At 49.5% G+C, this 18370-nt stretch carries 9 protein-coding genes and 1 tRNA gene; 5 read left to right on the top strand and 5 right to left on the bottom strand.

What is annotated here, in order from left to right; all coding sequences use genetic code 11:
• Window positions 1-303 precede the first annotated feature (303 nt).
• The 5 genes from RIC07_RS33935 to rpsT form a co-directional block, all read right to left on the bottom strand.
• Window positions 304-4323: a DNA-directed RNA polymerase subunit beta' gene (locus RIC07_RS33935; protein WP_446398360.1), complete on the bottom strand. Its 4020-nt coding sequence runs from the start codon at window positions 4321-4323 to the stop codon at window positions 304-306.
• A 52-nt stretch (window positions 4324-4375) separates the two neighbouring features.
• Entirely contained in the window at window positions 4376-6259 is a 1884-nt protein-coding gene (locus tag RIC07_RS33930) for a DNA-directed RNA polymerase subunit gamma (RefSeq protein ID WP_446379087.1), read from the bottom strand.
• A gap of 99 nt (window positions 6260-6358) precedes the next feature.
• A complete protein-coding gene (rpoB, locus tag RIC07_RS33925; protein ID WP_446384354.1) occupies window positions 6359-9709 on the bottom strand; it encodes a DNA-directed RNA polymerase subunit beta in 3351 nt (1116 codons plus the stop codon).
• Between the two features lie 631 nt (window positions 9710-10340).
• Window positions 10341-11138 carry a TatD family hydrolase gene (locus RIC07_RS33920; RefSeq protein ID WP_446398391.1) on the bottom strand — a complete coding sequence of 266 codons (798 nt, stop codon included), beginning with the start codon at window positions 11136-11138 and terminating at the stop codon, window positions 10341-10343.
• Window positions 11139-11536: 398 nt separating this feature from the next.
• On the bottom strand, window positions 11537-11878 hold the full coding sequence (gene rpsT, locus RIC07_RS33915; RefSeq protein ID WP_446398359.1) for a 30S ribosomal protein S20: 342 nt from the start codon (window positions 11876-11878) through the stop codon (window positions 11537-11539).
• Window positions 11879-12090: 212 nt separating this feature from the next.
• On the opposite strand from rpsT, the gene hisD reads away from it, so the two are divergent.
• From hisD to RIC07_RS33890, 5 genes are all read left to right on the top strand, one after another.
• On the top strand, window positions 12091-13401 hold the full coding sequence (gene hisD, locus RIC07_RS33910) for a histidinol dehydrogenase (protein ID WP_446398358.1): 1311 nt from the start codon (window positions 12091-12093) through the stop codon (window positions 13399-13401).
• A gap of 440 nt (window positions 13402-13841) precedes the next feature.
• A complete protein-coding gene (locus RIC07_RS33905) occupies window positions 13842-14267 on the top strand; it encodes a universal stress protein (RefSeq protein WP_446398357.1) in 426 nt (141 codons plus the stop codon).
• Window positions 14268-14564: 297 nt separating this feature from the next.
• Window positions 14565-16808 (top strand): PAS domain-containing sensor histidine kinase, encoded by a 2244-nt coding sequence (locus RIC07_RS33900; protein ID WP_446398356.1) that lies wholly within the window; start codon window positions 14565-14567, stop codon window positions 16806-16808.
• 227 nt (window positions 16809-17035) lie between these two features.
• Window positions 17036-17117 (top strand) — tRNA-Leu (locus RIC07_RS33895).
• 297 nt (window positions 17118-17414) lie between these two features.
• Window positions 17415-17858 carry a hypothetical protein gene (locus RIC07_RS33890; protein WP_446398355.1) on the top strand — a complete coding sequence of 148 codons (444 nt, stop codon included), beginning with the start codon at window positions 17415-17417 and terminating at the stop codon, window positions 17856-17858.
• Window positions 17859-18370: the final 512 nt, after the last annotated feature.

Below are 18370 nucleotides of genomic sequence, written 5' to 3'. Positions count from 1 at the left end.
TTGTAGGGGTACGATGTCAACTGCCCCACCCACAAGGGGATTGGGCTTGTAACTAGACGAGATTACTCTCGAGTGAAACAGCGCTTCTAAAAACCTAGACAAACCTACCCACAAGTAATTCTGTCTTGGTATAAGTCCACGGTGTAACTTTTGGTCGATAACCCCGTCGCCTGCGGAGCCTCTCATCCCCACCCACAACGGGATGGGGTTTTCTTGGCGATTTTTATAAATAGTAGGGGTACGATATATCGTACCCCTACTTCATGCTCATGGTTTTACACTTGAGTGAGGACTCATAAGGGACTATTCATCCTCATCCTCTTCCTCATCCCCTTCAAGATACTCATCAGCCAAATCATCTGCATCCTCATCCTCTTCCTCCTCTTCATGCATCAACGATTCAAAATCGCTGGTATCCTCTTCTTCCATACTGTAAGCGCGAGCCGTGCGATCGTCTAGCACTTCTAAGGAATCGTCTTGGTCGAACTCACTACTCTCATTCAGATCGCCAAAATCATACTCAGCGCCGCCATTGGCGGAATCAGCATCGACACCACTGGTTGGATCTTCATAAGCGTTATACCCGGTTCCGGCGGGAATCAGGCGACCAATAATCACGTTCTCCTTCAAACCCCGTAACCAATCGGATTTCCCTTCAATCGCCGCTTCGGTGAGGACACGAGTAGTTTCCTGGAAGCTAGCGGCGGAGATGAAGCTATCTGTATTCAGTGAAGCTTTGGTAATCCCCAATAATACTGGCGTATATTGAGCCGGTGCGCCCCCGGTAATTGCCATGGCTTCATTCACGGTCTCAATTTGCCGCAACTCCACCAATTCTCCCGGTAGCATTGTGGTATCACCCCCATCATCGACCCGAACTTTCGAGGTCATCTGACGGACAATCACTTCGATATGCTTGTCCGAGATATCAATTCCCTGGGATTGATACACCGATTGGACTTCATTAACCAGAAATGCTTGTGCGGCTTGCAGTCCCGCTAAAGCACCTTCATAGATTCCCTTTTCTTCCACGGTGAAATTAAAGAAAATCTCCAGAATTTCGTGGGGATTTGCCGGTCCATCAGTTAACGGTTGACCTACCTTCACAAACTGAGCATCGGAAACCATCGCGTTTTGTCCCGGACTCACCGGATAATCTGTAATCACCCCTTCCGGTTCAATCACTTTGATATCAACGGTTTCATCTTCCTCATAAACCACCTGCGTCTCACCGGGACGTCGGGCTAATACACAGGCTTCTTTAGGTTTACGGGCTTCTAGGAGTTCTTCAATCCGGGGTAGCCCTTGAATAATATCCCCCGTCTTTGCCCGCTCAAACACTAGCAGCACCAGGTTGTCACCCCGTTGCACCAAGTCTCCATTATCAATTTGCAGCACCGCACCAGCGGACACTCGATAAGGACGTGCGAGTCGCAACGTTACTGAGTCTTCGTTAACTTTGACAACTTGTCCCGATTCGGAGGCTTGCACACTGGCGGCGAGGAAATCAGTCTCCACGACTAAATCTCCCACCTTCACCTGAGGTGTGCCACTAATGGGAACGGTAATCCGATCCGCATCCCGAACCACCAGTACCCGGCGAATGGCTTCCACCCCTTCGCGAATCCCTCGAACTTCACCGGATTCTTTACACTGAATTTCGGTGCGGGCGACGACGTCTTTGGGCGCAATTTTATCCCCATCGTTAACCAACAGCCGAGTTTGGGTACTTCCCCCTAAAGGATCAGCCGAGGTATCGCGCCGGATCACCAAGGATTCCAGGATCACCAACTGCAACCGCATGTCTTCTGGATCATCCGACTCTTCGGTGGTGACTAATTCAATATCCGCTGAAAGCTGAGAGGCGGAATGATCGCCGTCGGACTCTTGAGTCATGTCCAAAACGAGTTGAGTTCGCAGCAACTCTAGTCCTTCAACAGACTTGATCCGCTCTCCGTCTTTGTAGGGTAGCCGCTGAATCGTCCGTAGCTCAATCCCGATCGCACTCTCACCATCCGACTCACCGCCCTCGGTAGAACCGTTGGCACTGTCGATGGAGGCTTGAGAGGGGACATCGGGTTCATCGGGAATGTTAAACTCTACCACAGGTCTGAGCAGTAATGCCATGCCCTCTGGCGTCTCGGCGACTTCCCCATACCGTAGTTCTGCCACGCTTAACCCCGGAATGGGTTCTGTACCCGGATGTACCAGCTGACCTTCAGAGGCAAAGCCGTCAGGAACGTCATCCACCAAATGCAAGTCTCCGGGCTTAATCACAATTTCCCGCAGAATGTCATTCTTCTGTACAACTTCGACAATCCCTCCCGATTGGCAGAAGATATCTTTCACCACTTCTGTCCCGGCTTCCACATATTGACCGTCTTCCACTAGCAGCAACGAGATATCTTTATTAACCTCGTGGCATTCTTCAGGAATCCACAGCAGGGTGCCGCCTTTGGTGATTTCGTATCCTTGCTTGGCTTTACCGCGCTTAGCGACTTCTACACCGCCATACTTAATAATCCCCCCCGTTTGGGTGCGATAGCGATCGTCAACCAACTCCGCTACCACTTGATTATTTAACACTTTTGTGCCTGGGGTTGCCTTGAGCAAGAAGCGCTGGTTATTGGCGGTGTGAATCACATACTGTTCACGACCCCCACTACTTTCCATCCGCACCGCTGCTTGGTCGAGGCGTACTGACGCGGTGATGATGTCAATTTCCCGCTTACCCGGTGTCAGCCGCACTACACCACCGTTTTGGCTAACTAACTTGGTTTCTGCTAACACAGAACCGGGTTCCACAGCATCCCCATTTTTGACCACGGGTTCGGCACCAGGGGGCAGGTTATACACCTCTCCCGATAACACCCACAACAAGCCACCCCGCTGGGCAATGCGGGTTGTATTCCCTTGGCGATCCGTTTTTTCTTCGGGAATCAAGTCGGCAAACAGCACTTCTCCCGCCAAATCCGAGGCGACGTCTTTCGCGGCTTTTTCCGTAGACAGGCGAGATTTGCCCAACGCCACTTCTGCTAAAAGCTGTTCTGCTTTTACCTCTTGCCCATCGCTAACCAGGAGGATGGAACCGGGCGTGACGGGAATGGTTTTGCTTTTCCCCTTATTCGTCGGTTCGAGAATCAGATCGCCAGCGACTTCTACTTGTTCGCGCTCTTCACCGTGGCGGGTACGCACACCCCGGGTTCGCAGACGACTAGAAAAGCGGACAACGCCGTCAAACGCCGCTGGGACTTGGCGGGCGACTTCCCCGGTGAATACTCCCCCGGTGTGGAATGTCCGCATGGTTAGCTGAGTTCCGGGTTCACCAATGGACTGAGCCGCAATAATACCAACGGCTTCTCCCAAGTCCACCATATGCCCATGTGCCAAACTCCAGCCGTAGCAATGCTGACAAACTGATCGTGAGGCTTCACAGGTTAGGGGAGAGCGAACCATCAACTCTTCCACCTCCGCTTTGCCGATGACGTCAGCTAAATCGTCGCAGATGGCTTGGTTACGTTTGGCGATCACCTCTTTGGTTTTCGGATGCAGCACATCAGCGGCTAGGACTCGCCCCAAGAGACGATCTTGCAGGGGAATCAGCACGCGATCGCCATCTGTCATCGCGGTTAACTGGATGCCTCGGCTTGTCCCACAGTCCACTTCCCGAACAATCACATCCTGAGACACATCCACCAGACGTCGGGTCAGATACCCTGAGTCAGCCGTTCTCAGGGCGGTATCCACCAGTCCTTTCCGTGCCCCGTAACTGGAAATAATATATTCAGTAACGGTTAACCCTTCCCGGAAATTAGTCTTGATCGGCAGGTCAATAATTTCCCCTTGCGGATCAGCCATCAGACCCCGCATCCCGACCAATTGGCGCACCTGAGACAGGTTTCCTCTTGCCCCAGAAAACGCCATCATATAGACCGAATTCAAGGGATCAGTTGCCTTGAAATTGACCACCACTTCATCTTTCAGGGCTTCCGACGTACTATTCCAGGTATCAATTACTTTCTGGAATCGTTCAACTTCGGTGATTTCCCCCCGACTGTAACGGGCTTCCGTGGCGCGAATCTGGGCTTCTGCCGCTTCTAGCATCTCACGCTTTTTCGGCGGCACAAGTAGGTCATCGACACTAATCGAAACCCCCGCTTTTGTGGCATAGCGGAATCCTAAATCCTTAAGTTGGTCAGCCATCTGAGCAGTCCGGGCGCTGCCATACTTAGTAAACGCCCAGGAAATCAGTTTTTTGAGCTGACCTTTATCAACGACTCGATTGTAGAAAATCGTTTCTTTTTGTCCTTTGTCATTCGTCATTTGTCATTCGTCCTTGGTGATTCGTCCTTGGTGATTCGTCCTGGGTTTTGGTTCAGGTAATCATCAGGGCATCTTGAATGGCTTTGTTGTAAATAATCCGACCCGGCGTCGTGCGAACGTACTGCGAAATTAGTTCTCCATCAGCCGTTTCTCGGACTCGGCGGTCTTTGTAGACTTTCGTCACCATCCCATCTGAGGAGGTTTCTGAGGAAATCACCTGCTCATCATCCGACTTACCATTCTGTACCGTGCCATCAAAACGCACCCAGACGTAAGCATGTAACTCGACCTGCTTTTGTTCAAAGGCTCGGATTGCATCATCGAGAGAGGCAAAATAGCGATCCGCGCCTTTTGTGGCGTGGGGATTTTCGGCGGTGAGGTAATAGCAACCCAGCACCATATCCTGACTCGGTGCGACAATCGGACGTCCTGTTGCTGGAGAGAGAATATTATTGGACGCCAACATTAACAATCGGGCTTCAGCTTGGGACTCCAAAGACAGGGGAACGTGAACCGCCATCTGGTCACCGTCGAAGTCCGCGTTAAAGGCGGGACAGACCAAGGGGTGCAGTTGAATCGCCCGACCTTCAACCAAAATCGGTTCAAAGGATTGAATCCCTAGGCGGTGCAGCGTTGGCGCTCGGTTGAGCAAGACGGGATGACCAGCAATCACTTCTTCTAGCACGTCCCAAACGCTGGCGTCACCGCGCTGAATCAGTTTTTTGGCGGCTTTAATGTTATTAACTAACCCCTGACTAATCAGGCGATGGATCACAAAGGGTTGAAACAGTTCAATCGCCATTTCGCGGGGTAAACCGCACTGGTGAATTTTCAGATTCGGACCAACGACGATTACCGAACGTCCGGAGTAATCGACCCGTTTCCCCAAGAGGTTTTGGCGGAATCGACCCTGTTTCCCTTCAATAATGTCCGACAATGACTTTAATGCCCGATTATTCGCACCAACCACCGTGCGTCCTCGGCGTCCATTATCAATCAGCGCATCGACCGCTTCTTGCAGCATCCGCTTTTCGTTACGGACAATAATTTCTGGGGCGAGGATTTCCTGGAGGCGTGCCAAGCGATTATTGCGGTTGATCACCCGGCGATACAAGTCATTCAAGTCTGAAGTAGCAAAGCGTCCACCATCGAGCTGAACCATGGGGCGCAAATCCGGCGGGATAACCGGAATCACCGTCAGCACCATCCACTCGGCTTGCGACCCGGTGGCGATGAAGTTATCAATCACCCGCAGCCGCTTAATCAGCTTTGCCCGCTTTTGACCTTTGGCGTTGCTGATGTCTTCGCGCAGTTTTTCGGCTTCGTCGTCTAAGTTGACATCTTGCAAGAGTCGTTGTAGTGCTTCTGCACCAATGCCCACTTCTACGCCATTGAGTTCGGAGTCTTCGCTGTAGAGTTGCTCCTCAATTTCCAGCCATTGGTCTTCAGTCAATAGCTGTTTATAGCTGAGATTTTCAGCATTCCCTGGACTCAGAACCACATAAGCATTGAAATAAACAATCTGCTCGACATCCCGCAACGGCATATCCAAGAGAATACTCAGATAACTGGGAATTCCTTTGAGATACCAGACATGCGCCACAGGAGCCGCCAGTTTAATGAACCCCATGCGATGTCGTCGTACCCGCGACTCCGTGACTTCCACGCCGCAGCGTTCACAAACAATCCCGCGATGACGAACTCGTTTGTATTTGCCGCAGTGACATTCCCAGTCTTTCGCTGGACCAAAAATCCGCTCACAGAACAACCCGTCCATTTCGGGTTTGAGCGTGCGATAGTTAATCGTTTCTGGTTTCGTCACTTCCCCTACAACTTGACCATTCGGTAGGGTACGTTCTCCCCATATACGGATGCGCTCCGGAGAGGCAATTCCAATTTTTACGTAGTCAAAGCGCTGTTCTTGTTGCTGTTTCATCTTCCAGGGTTGCGAGTTTTGAGCGTACAGACGTAGCTACATCTGAGTTTTGAATGTAGAGACGTAGTATGCTACATCTCTACACTCAACACGGAGAACTTATAACTCTTCTTCTTCGAGTTCCTCACTGCGGAGGGATTCATAAGTGGGTCGGCTGGGGGTACGACGGCGATCGCCATCTGCCATCAAATCGACTTCTAAATCACGGCTGGAGCCATCATCATCGGTTTCTACTTTGTGAACGGCAATATCTAATCCTAAGGATTGAAGTTCTCGCATCAACACCTTAAAGGATTCTGGCGTACCGGGTCGCGGAATTGCCTTACCTTTGACAATGGCGTTGAGGGCTTCGTTACGACCCTGCATATCGTCTGATTTCACGGTAAGTAACTCTTGCAGGGTATAAGCCGCGCCAAAGGCTTCCAATGCCCAAACTTCCATTTCACCAAATCGCTGACCGCCCTGCTGCGCCTTACCACCCAAGGGTTGCTGAGTAACCAGGGAATACGGTCCGGTGGAACGAGCATGAATCTTATCATCGACCAAGTGAACCAGTTTTAACATGTAGGCGATACCGATTGTCACCGGACGATCAAAGGCTTCGCCCGTGCGACCATCAAATACCTGGATTTTGCCCGGATTTTCTGGATCAAATACCCAATCTTGCTGAGTTTCTTCCCGCGCTTGCTGAAGTTTGCCGTGAACAGTCAGTCGGGATGCTTCTTCCCCATACATTTCATCAAAGGGAATCATTTTAAATCGCAGGTCTAAGTTTTCACCCGCCCATCCCAGTAAACATTCAAAGACTTGACCGACATTCATCCGACTGGGAACGCCCAAGGGATTGAGAATAATGTCGAGGGGAGTGCCATCAGGGAGGTAGGGCATATCTTCCATCGGCAGAATCCGGGAAATAATCCCCTTATTGCCGTGACGACCTGCCATTTTATCACCCACCTGAATCTTGCGCTTCTGTGCCACATAGACGCGCACTACCATGTTGGCACCAGGGGGGAGTTCATCACCTTGCTCACGGGTAAAGATGCGGACATCCACAACCCGACCTTTTTCGCCATTGGGAACGCGCAAGGAATTGTCCCGCACATCCCGGGCTTTTTCCCCGAAAATTGCCCGGAGTAGCTTTTCTTCGGGGGGTTGGTCGGATTCGCCTTTGGGTGTCACTTTACCGACGAGAATATCTCCGGCTTCTACCCATGCCCCGATCCGAATAATCCCTTGTTCGTCGAGTTGGCGCAGCGAATCTTCCCCCACGTTGGGAATTTCACGGGTGATTTCTTCGGGTCCGAGTTTGGTTTGGCGAGCTTCAATTTCGTATTTTTCAATGTGAATACTGGTGTACACATCATCCAACACCAGTCGTTCACTAATCAGGATGGCGTCTTCGTAGTTGTAGCCTTCCCAGGGCATATACGCCACCAGAATGTTCTGTCCTAATGCCAGTTCTCCCCCTTCGGTGGCGGAACCGTCAGCCAGGATTTGACCCGCTTCTACGTCATCTCCGTAAAAAACTAACGGACGCTGATTTAAGCAGGTGTCTTGGTTAGACCGCTGATATTTCTGGATTTCGTATTCAATGATTTCTGGTTCGCTGGTTTGGGCTGTCTCTGTACTGTCTCCCGGTAAAGCGGGGGTGCTGGGAGCGGTTTGGACGCGAATTTTGGTGGCATCCACATAAACGACTTCGCCAGCTTTCCGGGCGACAACCACCATGCCGGAATCTCGTGCGGCTTGGGCTTCCAACCCTGTACCCACCAAGGGACGCTCTGGACGCAACAAGGGGACGGCTTGCCGTTGCATATTTGAACCCATCAGGGCGCGGTTGGCGTCATCATGTTCCAGGAAGGGAATGAGTGAGGTTGCCACGGAGATAATTTGCACCGGAGATACCGCCACAAAGTCTACCTGATCAGGGGTGGTGGTGGTGAATTCTTGGCGATAGCGCACGGGAACGGATTCGCCCATGATATAGCCATTTTCATCCATGGGGATGTCACCAGGAGCAACGCGCAAGTCGTCCTCTTCATCAGCGGTCATGTAAAGCGGCGCTTTGTCTTTAATCACCCGCCCATTTTCTACGGGGTATGAGGGGGTTTCAATAAAGCCATAAGCGTTAACTCGTGCATGGGTTGCCAAGGAACCAATTAGTCCGGCGTTGGGTCCTTCTGGCGTTTCGATGGGGCAAATTCGTCCATAGTGAGAGGGGTGAATATCTCGCACGGCAAACCCTGCCCGTTCTCGGGTTAAGCCACCGGGTCCCAAGGCAGATAAACGGCGTTTGTGGGTTAACTCAGCTAAGGGATTGGTCTGATCCATGAACTGGGATAGCTGAGATGAGCCAAAGAATTCTTTAATGGCGGCAACTAGGGGTTTGGGGTTGACCAAGGAGGCGGGGGTTAGGGTATCGGAATCAGAAACGGTCATTCGTTCCCGAATGATTCGCTCTAGGCGATTCAATCCCACCCGAACCTGGTTTTGCAGGAGTTCACCCACGGAACGAACCCGGCGGTTCCCCAAATGGTCGATATCGTCGGTGCTGCCAATATCAAATTCCAGGTTGATCAGGTAATCGATCGCGCCCATAATATCTTGGGGCGTCAGCACGCGGATTGTATCGGCAACATTTAAGCGCAATTTGCGGTTAATTTTGTAGCGACCGACACGACCGAGATCGTAACGTTTGGCGTCGAAAAAGCGTGAGTCTAATAACTGCTGACCCCCGCTTACTGTCGGCGGTTCACCTGGACGAAGCTTGCGATATAGCTCCATCAAGGCTTCTTCTTCACTGGGATTGCCTTCTTTGTCTAAAGTCTTTTGATAATAATCGGGGTGACGCAGGGCATCGATAATTTCATTGTCCGAGAGTCCCAGGGCTTTTAAGAGAACTTGAGCAGAGAGTTTCCGGGTTTTGTCGATCCGAACCCAGACTAAATCATTTTTGTCGGTTTCAAATTTTAACCAAGCGCCTCGGTTGGGGATTAAAGATGCGGAGTAGGTACGGCGTCCGTTTTTGTCGATTTCCGACTTGTAGTATACGCCGGGACTGCGGACAATTTGATTGACAATGACCCGCTCGGCACCATTAATAATAAACGTACCGCGATCGGTCATCAGGGGCAGATCGCCAATAAAGACTTCTTGCTCTTTAATCTCACCTGTCTCTTTGTTGATCAGGCGAGTGGGTACATACATTTGCACGGCATAAGTGCTGTCTCGCCGCTTGGCTTCATCCACATCGTATTTAGGACGCTTGAGCTTATAGTCTTTGCCGACAAAGTGGAGTTCCAGCTTACCTGTGTAGTCACTAATCGGTGAGAAGCTGTTGAGTTCTTCAATTAATCCTGCTTCAAGAAACCAGCGAAAACTGGCTCGCTGAATTTCAACTAAGTCTGGTAATAGATAGGTGGGAGTTGTATAGGTTTGAGTCGTCATGCTTTTCCTTCTGGAGAGGGTGAATCAGCGTCAGGATGGGCTTCACAGCCTAAGATAGAGGCAGAATTTGCTCCTCTAGTCAGCAATCCTGAGCAATACAATAGTATGATTGGCTATATCTATCGGGGTAGATACCAGTCAGCGTCTAGCGCTGCCAAGCCGAGAATTTTTACCTCAAAGAAGCAATAAGAGAGTCTGAGGATAATAACGACTGTCTTAATAATCGGCGGAAGCGTTTTAATGATAATGATGATACAGGGGTTGATCTACAATGAGATAGAATCGGCGGCATCTTCTCCTCGTGGGCGGTTGGGCATCGATTAAGGATTGTTTCGGGGTAGGCAGTGATGGCGGGATAAAACTTGAGAAAATTTTATACATAGTAACTCTTCTTAATCAATTATGGCGCAAGCTGGCTGTTAAGGGGAGATGGGGGAGCTGGGGGAGCAGGGGGAGCAGGGGAAGCTGGGGAAGCTGGGGGAGCAGGGGAAGCTGGGGAAGATGGGGAAGCAGGGGAAGCTGGGGGAGCGATAGTGAAAAATTAATAGGTTGCCCTATTAATCCTCTTTTTGACCCCTTCGCCGAGCTGATCAAATAGACTGGTTAACGGCTGGCGATCGCATTCCTCTAGCTAGTTACTAGCGGCACTCGGCAGGCTTAGATTAAACAGCCGACAGGCATTCTGGGTGGTTTCTTCTGCCAAGGTTTCTAGGGGAATCTGCCGCAGTTTGGCAACACAATCGGCAACATGGTACACGTTAGCGGGTTCATTGCGCTTCCCCCGTTTGGGTACGGGGGCGAGGAACGGACAATCGGTTTCAATCAGCAAGCGATCGCTTGGCACTAGGGTGGCTGATTCTTTGATGGCTGTGGCGTTTTTAAAGGTGACAATACCACTGAAGCTAATATAAAAGCCTAGATCCAAAAACCACTGAGTCTCCTCAGGCGTTCCCCCCCAACAATGCATCACACCCCGAATGGGTCCCACCTCTTGACAAAACTGCTTAACCTGATCACGAAGATCGGCGGCGGCGTCGCGACAGTGAATAATTACGGGTAAGTTAAGCTCGTGGGCGATCGCAAGTTGTGCAGCGAATACCTGCTTTTGCTGGTCTTGGTTTTCGGCTTTGTAGAAATCTAACCCCATTTCCCCAATTGCCACAACTCGGGCATCAGAACCTGCTAAGGCGCGAATTTGATCCGCCATTTGGGGCGTCCATTTGTGGGCATCTAGGGGATGTAAGCCGACAGCGAAAGACAGTTCGGGGAATTGATCCGCTAACTGCTGAATCCCGGAAAACTCCGAAGGTTCAACACAGGAATGCACTAACCGCACGACGCCGACATCCCGCCAGCGATCGCGCACCGCTTCTAGATCAGACTCGAAGACATCGAAGTTGATATGAACATGGGTGTCTATCAACTGCATTGACATTGTGTGTGTCCTCTCCTGCTCAATTCTTACCCAAGACCAACTTAAGCAGCCAACATTTTCCCTCGCTTAGAGCTTATTTGGGAGTTAACACGCTTAAAATCGGGTGTCACTCACATCTTGCACCCGTCTTACCAACCCCCTAGGGGTTAAACCCTAGACTCAAAGCTCAAACCCACTCAAGCTTACTGGATAAGAGTTTGCGGGTGTTTAACCGCCTCAGCCTCAGTGAGCTAACGGCAGAAATAACTGACTAGCTAAACTCTCCCCCAGCTCCCAGACGTGCCATGGCACGTCTCTACATTTTCTACAGACGTGCCATGGCACGTCTCTACATTTTCTCCTCCAGATTCAGGGGCATGGACTAAAGGCTCAAATCTTTCCGCCACGCTGCCCTAGGATGCCTCTGTCGTTTCAGCCGTCGATGTTTCAGCCGCTGGGGGATTCAGTTGAGCCTGTACCTTCTTGAGCTGCTTTACCAGACGGGATTTCTTACGAGAACCATTGTTACTGTGCAGGACGCCCCGCTTCACCGCTTTGTCTATCTTAGAGTAAGCAGCAGACATACGATTTTTGACATCCTGCAACGATTCAGTACTTGGCTGGCGGGCGTAATCCTCGACAGCCTCAAAATATTTTTTCATCAGCGTTCTCACCGCTGATTTATAGCTTTTATTGCGAACTCGGTTTCGTTCAGCGATTTTGATACGTTTAAGAGCAGACTTACTATTAGCCACAGAAATCTTCCGGAAAACTAAGGTTTCAGATTCTAATTTACAAAATACCAGAACAACTACTATAACATCTATGTCAAAAGTGTCGCGAGTCCAGAAAAATCCAGGTAAGCTAGAGAAGAGAGTCTAGGGAAGGACGGACTCCCGGTCAGGGAACTCTCTGTTCCTATCCTAGTCTCCCACGGATAATACCTCATGATAGGCACTCCGACTCCATGCTGCGAATAATCACTCAGCAGGCTGAGGCAAAAAATGAACTGCGGCGGATCTGCGATCGCACCTCCCACGATGGAATCATGCACAAAGAGGCGACGGTGCGAGAAGTCTTGCAGACGGTAAAACGCCAAGGGGATAAAGCCCTCTTGCACTATACCGAAGAATTCGATCATCAACGTTTAACCCCTGACCAACTGCGTGTCAGTGGCTCAGAACTGGATGCTGCCTACCAGCAAGTATCCAAGGAACTCCTGGATGCGATTCAGTTGGCAGCACGGCAGATTGAAGCCTTTCACCGACAGCGCGTTCCCAAATCTTGGGTGCAGTTTGGCGATGATGAGGTGGTTCTGGGCAAACGCTACACGCCAGTGGATCGAGCCGGACTCTATGTTCCTGGCGGTCGAGCCGCGTATCCGAGTACGGTGTTAATGAATGCGATTCCGGCAAAAGTGGCAAAAGTGCCTCAAGTCGTGATGGTCACACCTCCGGGCTTGGAGCAAAAGATTAATCCAGCCGTCCTCGTCGCTGCCCAAGAAGCGGGTGTGAGCAACATTTACCGCGTCGGCGGTGCCCAAGCGATCGCGGCTTTAGCTTATGGAACCGAAACCATTCCCAAGGTAGATGTAATTACTGGTCCAGGGAATATCTACGTCACCCTGGCAAAGAAACTCATCTACGGAACCGTGGGCATTGATTCCCTTGCCGGTCCTTCTGAGGTACTAATTATTGCCGATAGTCACGCCAATCCTGTTTATGTCGCCGCCGATTTATTAGCACAGGCAGAACATGACCCCCTAGCAGCAGCAATTCTGATCACGACAGACTCGACATTAGCAAAAAACGTCCAAGCCGAAGTCAAACACCAACTACAGGATCATCCCCGACGCGAACTCACCGAAAAAGCGATCGCGCATTATGGCTTGATTGTCGTCGTCGATTCCCTGGAAACAGCCGCCGAACTCTCTAATGAATTTGCCCCCGAACACTTAGAACTAGAAATTACTGAACCTTGGGACTTACTCAATCAAATCCGCCATGCGGGTGCCATCTTCCTGGGAACATCCACCCCAGAAGCCGTTGGTGATTATATCGCCGGACCCAATCACACCTTACCCACCTCTGGTGCTGCCCGCTACGCTTCGGCGTTAGGTGTAGAGACATTCATGAAGCACTCGAGTCTAATTCAATATTCCTCAACCGCCCTGAATAAAATGGCAGGAGCGATTCAGGTGTTGGCACAAGCCGAAGGATTACCTTCTCATGCCGATTCCGTGCGCTTACGCACCAAAGGCGAAAGGCATTCGGATTGAGACAGAGTAGGGGGAGCTGGGGAAGCTGGGGAAGCTGGGGGAGCTGGGGAAGCTGGGGGAGCTGGGGAAGCTGGGGGAGCTGGGGGAGCTGGGGAAGCTGGGGAAGAATATTTTCATGACCTCTTCCCCAATAACTGACCTAAGAGGAATAGCACTGAAATAAGCATTTGGGGAGCGCCAAAACCCTTTATCTATAGTAGGGTGGGCATTGCCCACCAGCCTTAAGTCAGTGACATTCGACCTAAGAGTATTATTTAATTCCCCATTCCCCGTTCCCTAACAAAGGACAAATGACCAAGGACAAATGACAAATGACCAAGGACAAATGACCAAGGACAAATGACATTTTGTCAAACCAGTAGACAAAACCTCTGATCAAGAGGGAGAATTCCTATTGCTGGGAGCCGATCGCTCGTAATCACTCATGAGGAGAAATTTTGGTGCTAAAGACGATTCTGGTAGCTCTGGACAGCTCAAAGCCAACCTATCGCTTAATTGAGACCCTAGATAACCTACAAATAACATCAGCCACCAAAATTATCTTGTGCCATGTCATGCCTCCTCAAGACCCTGACATGGACATCCCTGTTGATCGTCCACACCCTTCGGAGGAGTTCCTGTACCAAGAAACCGAACAGCAACTGCACCTGTATCAATCCAAACTCCCCTGTTCCAGTGAAATTCAAATTGTTAACGGTGATCCCGCCGCAGAAATTATTCGCCTTGCCCATATTTACCACGCGGATTTAATTGTGATTGGCACTCGTGGACTGACAGGCGTAAAGCGAATTTTGCAAGGTTCGGTGAGTAGTCAGGTGGTGGCTGACGCCCCTTGTTCGGTATTGGTGGTTAAGGCTAATGAATAGTCTTATGTCATTGGTCATACTCAAGGGCGCGAGAAGCAAGCTACGTCTGATGTCCTCGGTGAGTTAGGGAACAGGGAACAGGGAACAGGGAACAGGGAACAGGGAATTCAAGAGCGGCTTCTAGTCTGATGTCAGTATTGGTGATTGGGACAATTCTCTCTTATCTCCTCCGCTCCTTTGCCCCCTTCTTCTCTACCCCCTGAAATTTCAGTATCCCCGTCAAAATGCTGAACACAAACTCCGGAACAATAGTAGAAAATATGGAGGTTAACAGGGTGCAGCTATTGTGTATAAAAGATGACCGCAGAAACCTTTGATCAACAAATAACCCTATCCCTCAGACGAGTCGAAACGCTGTGGCAACAGGCACACGAATCACTGAAATTGCCAGTACAGGAGTCTTCTGAAACGGAAGACGTGCCAAACCAGCAGCAACATTTATTACTGGAGAGTTTGACCGAACTGTCCCATTCCCTGCAAGAACTACAATTTGCCGCCGGAGAACTACGCCAACAAAATGATAAATTAGTCCAAAGCCAGATTGCCTTGGAAGCGGAACGCCAGCGTTACCGGGAATTGTTTGAGTTTGCTCCCGATGGCTACCTGGTTACCAATCCCGACGCGATCATTGTTGAGGCAAACCAAGCCGCCGCCCATTCGCTGAACTTTTCTCCAGAACGTCTGGTGGGCAAATCCTTCGCTGTTTTTGTCGCTACTCAAGAACGACGTGACTTTTATTACAAATTAAGTCAGTTACAACAGGGGGAGTCGATCAATAATTGGCCCGTCCAGATTCAACCCCGTGGTGATACCTCGTTCCTCGCCTCCCTAACCGTCGTGCCTGTGCAAAATCCATCATCGGGTCAGGTGATTGGATTGCGCTGGCGGTTACAAGATTTGACGATCGCACGCTATAAAGATGCCATGCAATCTTACCTTCATTCTCAGTTTGGTTCCATTCTGAATCGGACGGTTATCGGTCTAGGACTTCTAGATCATCAGGGGAACCTGATCGAATATAACCCCAAACTTCAGGCAATGGTTGGTTGTCCGGCTGAGGAATTAGCACCCACGTTGATGAGGTGGATGAATTTAGATAAGCCAGGGATGGAATCGGCAATGTTTCGCCAATTAATCGCGGGTGAACGTCATTCCTACCAATTGGAGAAACCTTTCCACCATCCCGATAGCACCATTGAATGGGGACGGCTTACCGTGGCGCTGGTGCAGGAGACTCCAGACGACTCCATTTCAGCGATTTGTATCCTGGAGGATATTAGTCAGCAAAAACGTCTGAAAGCCGAGCAACAAGAGGCAATTCGTCGTCAACAAGCGATTCAGCAGCAACAAGCGGTTAAACAACAAGCCAGTCAGCCAGAGAAAACGTCTCCTGTTCCCCCTCCTCCTGCAACTCCAGATACCTCAGTCGAACAACTGGGACAACTACTAAATACGATTCTCTCCAATTCTAGTGACTTTTTTCTCGTGTGCGATCGCACGGGCAAATATGTCTATGTGAATCAAGCCGCAGCCCAGGCGTGGGGACTCCGCCAAAAGGATTGTATCGGTAAAACATGGCATGATCTGAAGCTATCCTCTGAACAGATGAAACAGTTGGATGCTCAACGGGACATCGTTTTAACGACAGGACAGTCTATCACTGACGAAATTACCTTAACCACGGTTGAGGGAGTGAAGGATTACGAGTATACAATGACTCGCTTGGATCATCTTGAAGGAGACGGCGGTGCCGTTGTGATCACGTTTAAAGATTTGAGCGAACAAAAACAGGCGAGGGTAGCCGCTAGTGAAGCCATGGCAAAAGAAGCGGAATATCGGGCGCTCAAATCCCATGTTGATCGATTGGCTTCCGTGGTTACTAAAGAACTCCGCCATCCTCTGAATACGATTTTTTCCCATGCGAAATACCTTGAAAACAATCCCGATTCCGACACGGAGAACAACACCCTTTACTATCTCCAGCGCATCCAAGGAAATGCTCAACGGATCAATCAAATCCTGAATGATCTGCTATTGATTAAAAAGATTGAAGCCAAGCAACTGCGTTTAAATCTCACGAAACTGGATTTAACTCAGTTGTGTCAAGGATTAATCACCCAGTTACAGGAACGTACACCGTCGAAACCTCAGATTAGTTTTGTTGGTTCAGAATCCTGTTATGGCGTAGGTGATGAACGATTGTTGCGTCGGATGTTGACAAATATCCTAATTAGTGCATGGCGATATGCACCAGAGGACAGTCCGATCAAGTTGGAATTGGTGTGTCAAGATGAAAAGGTGGTATTTCGTATCCCCGATTTTGGCAGTGGGATGCCGGAATCTGAGCAAAAGGTTCTCTTCAGCGCCTTCGACACCAATCATCAGGGTAATGAGATGACGGGGAGTCATTTAGGGTTGATGCTGGTTAAACATTGTGTGGATGTACAAGGCGGTGCGATCGCGGTAGAGTCTCAAGCAGAAGCCGGAAGTACGGTAACGATTACCCTACCCTTACCGCAACCGAGGCAGAATAACCCCTAGGCGATGACGATGGGGACTAAAATCCCAATCCGATATAACCCTGGTGCTTTCAGGATTGTAGAGACGTAGCCTGCTACGTCTCTACCGTGTTCTGGAGGGGTATTCAACCGAGTTTGAATAAATCATCTGCCATCTACTTTTTGCTGTTGAATTGGGCGTTCGGCTGAAATATCGAACTCAGTTAACCAAATCGTCAAGTTTTTGCTATCATAGCTATCTAGTGACTCGCGGACGTGGCGGAATTGGCAGACGCGCTAGATTTAGGTTCTAGTACCGTAAGGTGTGAAGGTTCAAGTCCTTTCGTCCGCATTTGAGATTAGCCTCATGGAGACAAATTATTGTTATCTGTCTGGTAGTGACAGATTAATGTCATTTTAAGTTCTGCATGATAAAAGCTCAGTTTGTGACCACGAACAGTATAGCTTCGGTTGGACGCGATCGCAGGTTGGTTAAGTTAGGACGCATCTTATGGTAGAGACGCGCCATGGCGTGTCTCTAGAATAGTTCGTTTGTCCTAATCGATGTGTCTACTGCTATATAAATCATGGTTCATCTGAAACAGAGTGCTTATAAAGCTTACTCGATAATAATGAAGAGGCTTTGGTCATGAACAAAACAATAGTCTTTTCAAAAAAACTACTTTATAATTTATCGGTTTTATTGATTGTTTTAACAAGTTGCCAGGAAAAAGCGATGGTTCTACCAGCAGAAGTTGCAACAGTAGAAAAACCTGCTATTTCACCATCAGAAAAATATACTCTTGTTATAGAAAACCATGGAACTTCTGATCTTCCTTATCGAGAATTCAAAATATTAGATCAGGAGCAAAATCTTGTGTATACATCATCTGAACAATTTGATATACGTCATACAACCTATTTCTTGTGGGGAGCAGATGACCGTGTTTGGGTATATTCTGGTGATATAGGAACTTTTTTCTGGGAAAATGAGCCAGACACAAAAAAATGGCAGCAGCACGTATATGCGCGTAGTGATGTGCCAGCGCCTAGCTATTTAAAGGATCAAAGACCTAGATTGCATCAGCGTTGAACAGTAATCTGCCGTAATTTTCTATATCTTTTTAACCCTGCGATCACGCAATTATAGCTAAAAAATCTAACTTGTAGAGTAACTGATACTGCACTATGAACTTTCAGTGGCTTAACAATAGCAGGATTTACGCCGTGAAAAGTCACATTTTACATTAGATTCGGTTGGGGAAGGCGTTGCACCCTCTTTGGTAACAACGGGGGATGTTAAGTTTTCCTAAGATGAGTGAAGTGCGATCGCCTGTTTGGGGGTAGGCTTAAGGATATTTTCTGCTACCCATCTCATAGACGCGATCGCGCCGACTGGGAGGGACAGAAAAGAACAGCGTCAATCAGGGTTAACTAACAGTCGGTAAATATCTAGACAATTAGTGACATAACTAGACATTTTCTCGGATATAATCAGGAAATGTCTAGTTTACCCCCCAACAAGCAGCTACTCGACTTTGTGTGACGGTCTTGCAGGTTGCACCGATGGGAACTCAACGGCTGGCTTCGGAGCTTCTCGGACGG

This window comes from Coleofasciculus sp. E1-EBD-02 (genome assembly GCF_040218245.1).
GTDB lineage: Bacteria > Cyanobacteriota > Cyanobacteriia > Cyanobacteriales > Coleofasciculaceae > Coleofasciculus.
The sequence above is the reverse complement of the archived record's forward strand: the minus strand, read 5'-3'. Positions and strand labels throughout refer to the sequence as shown.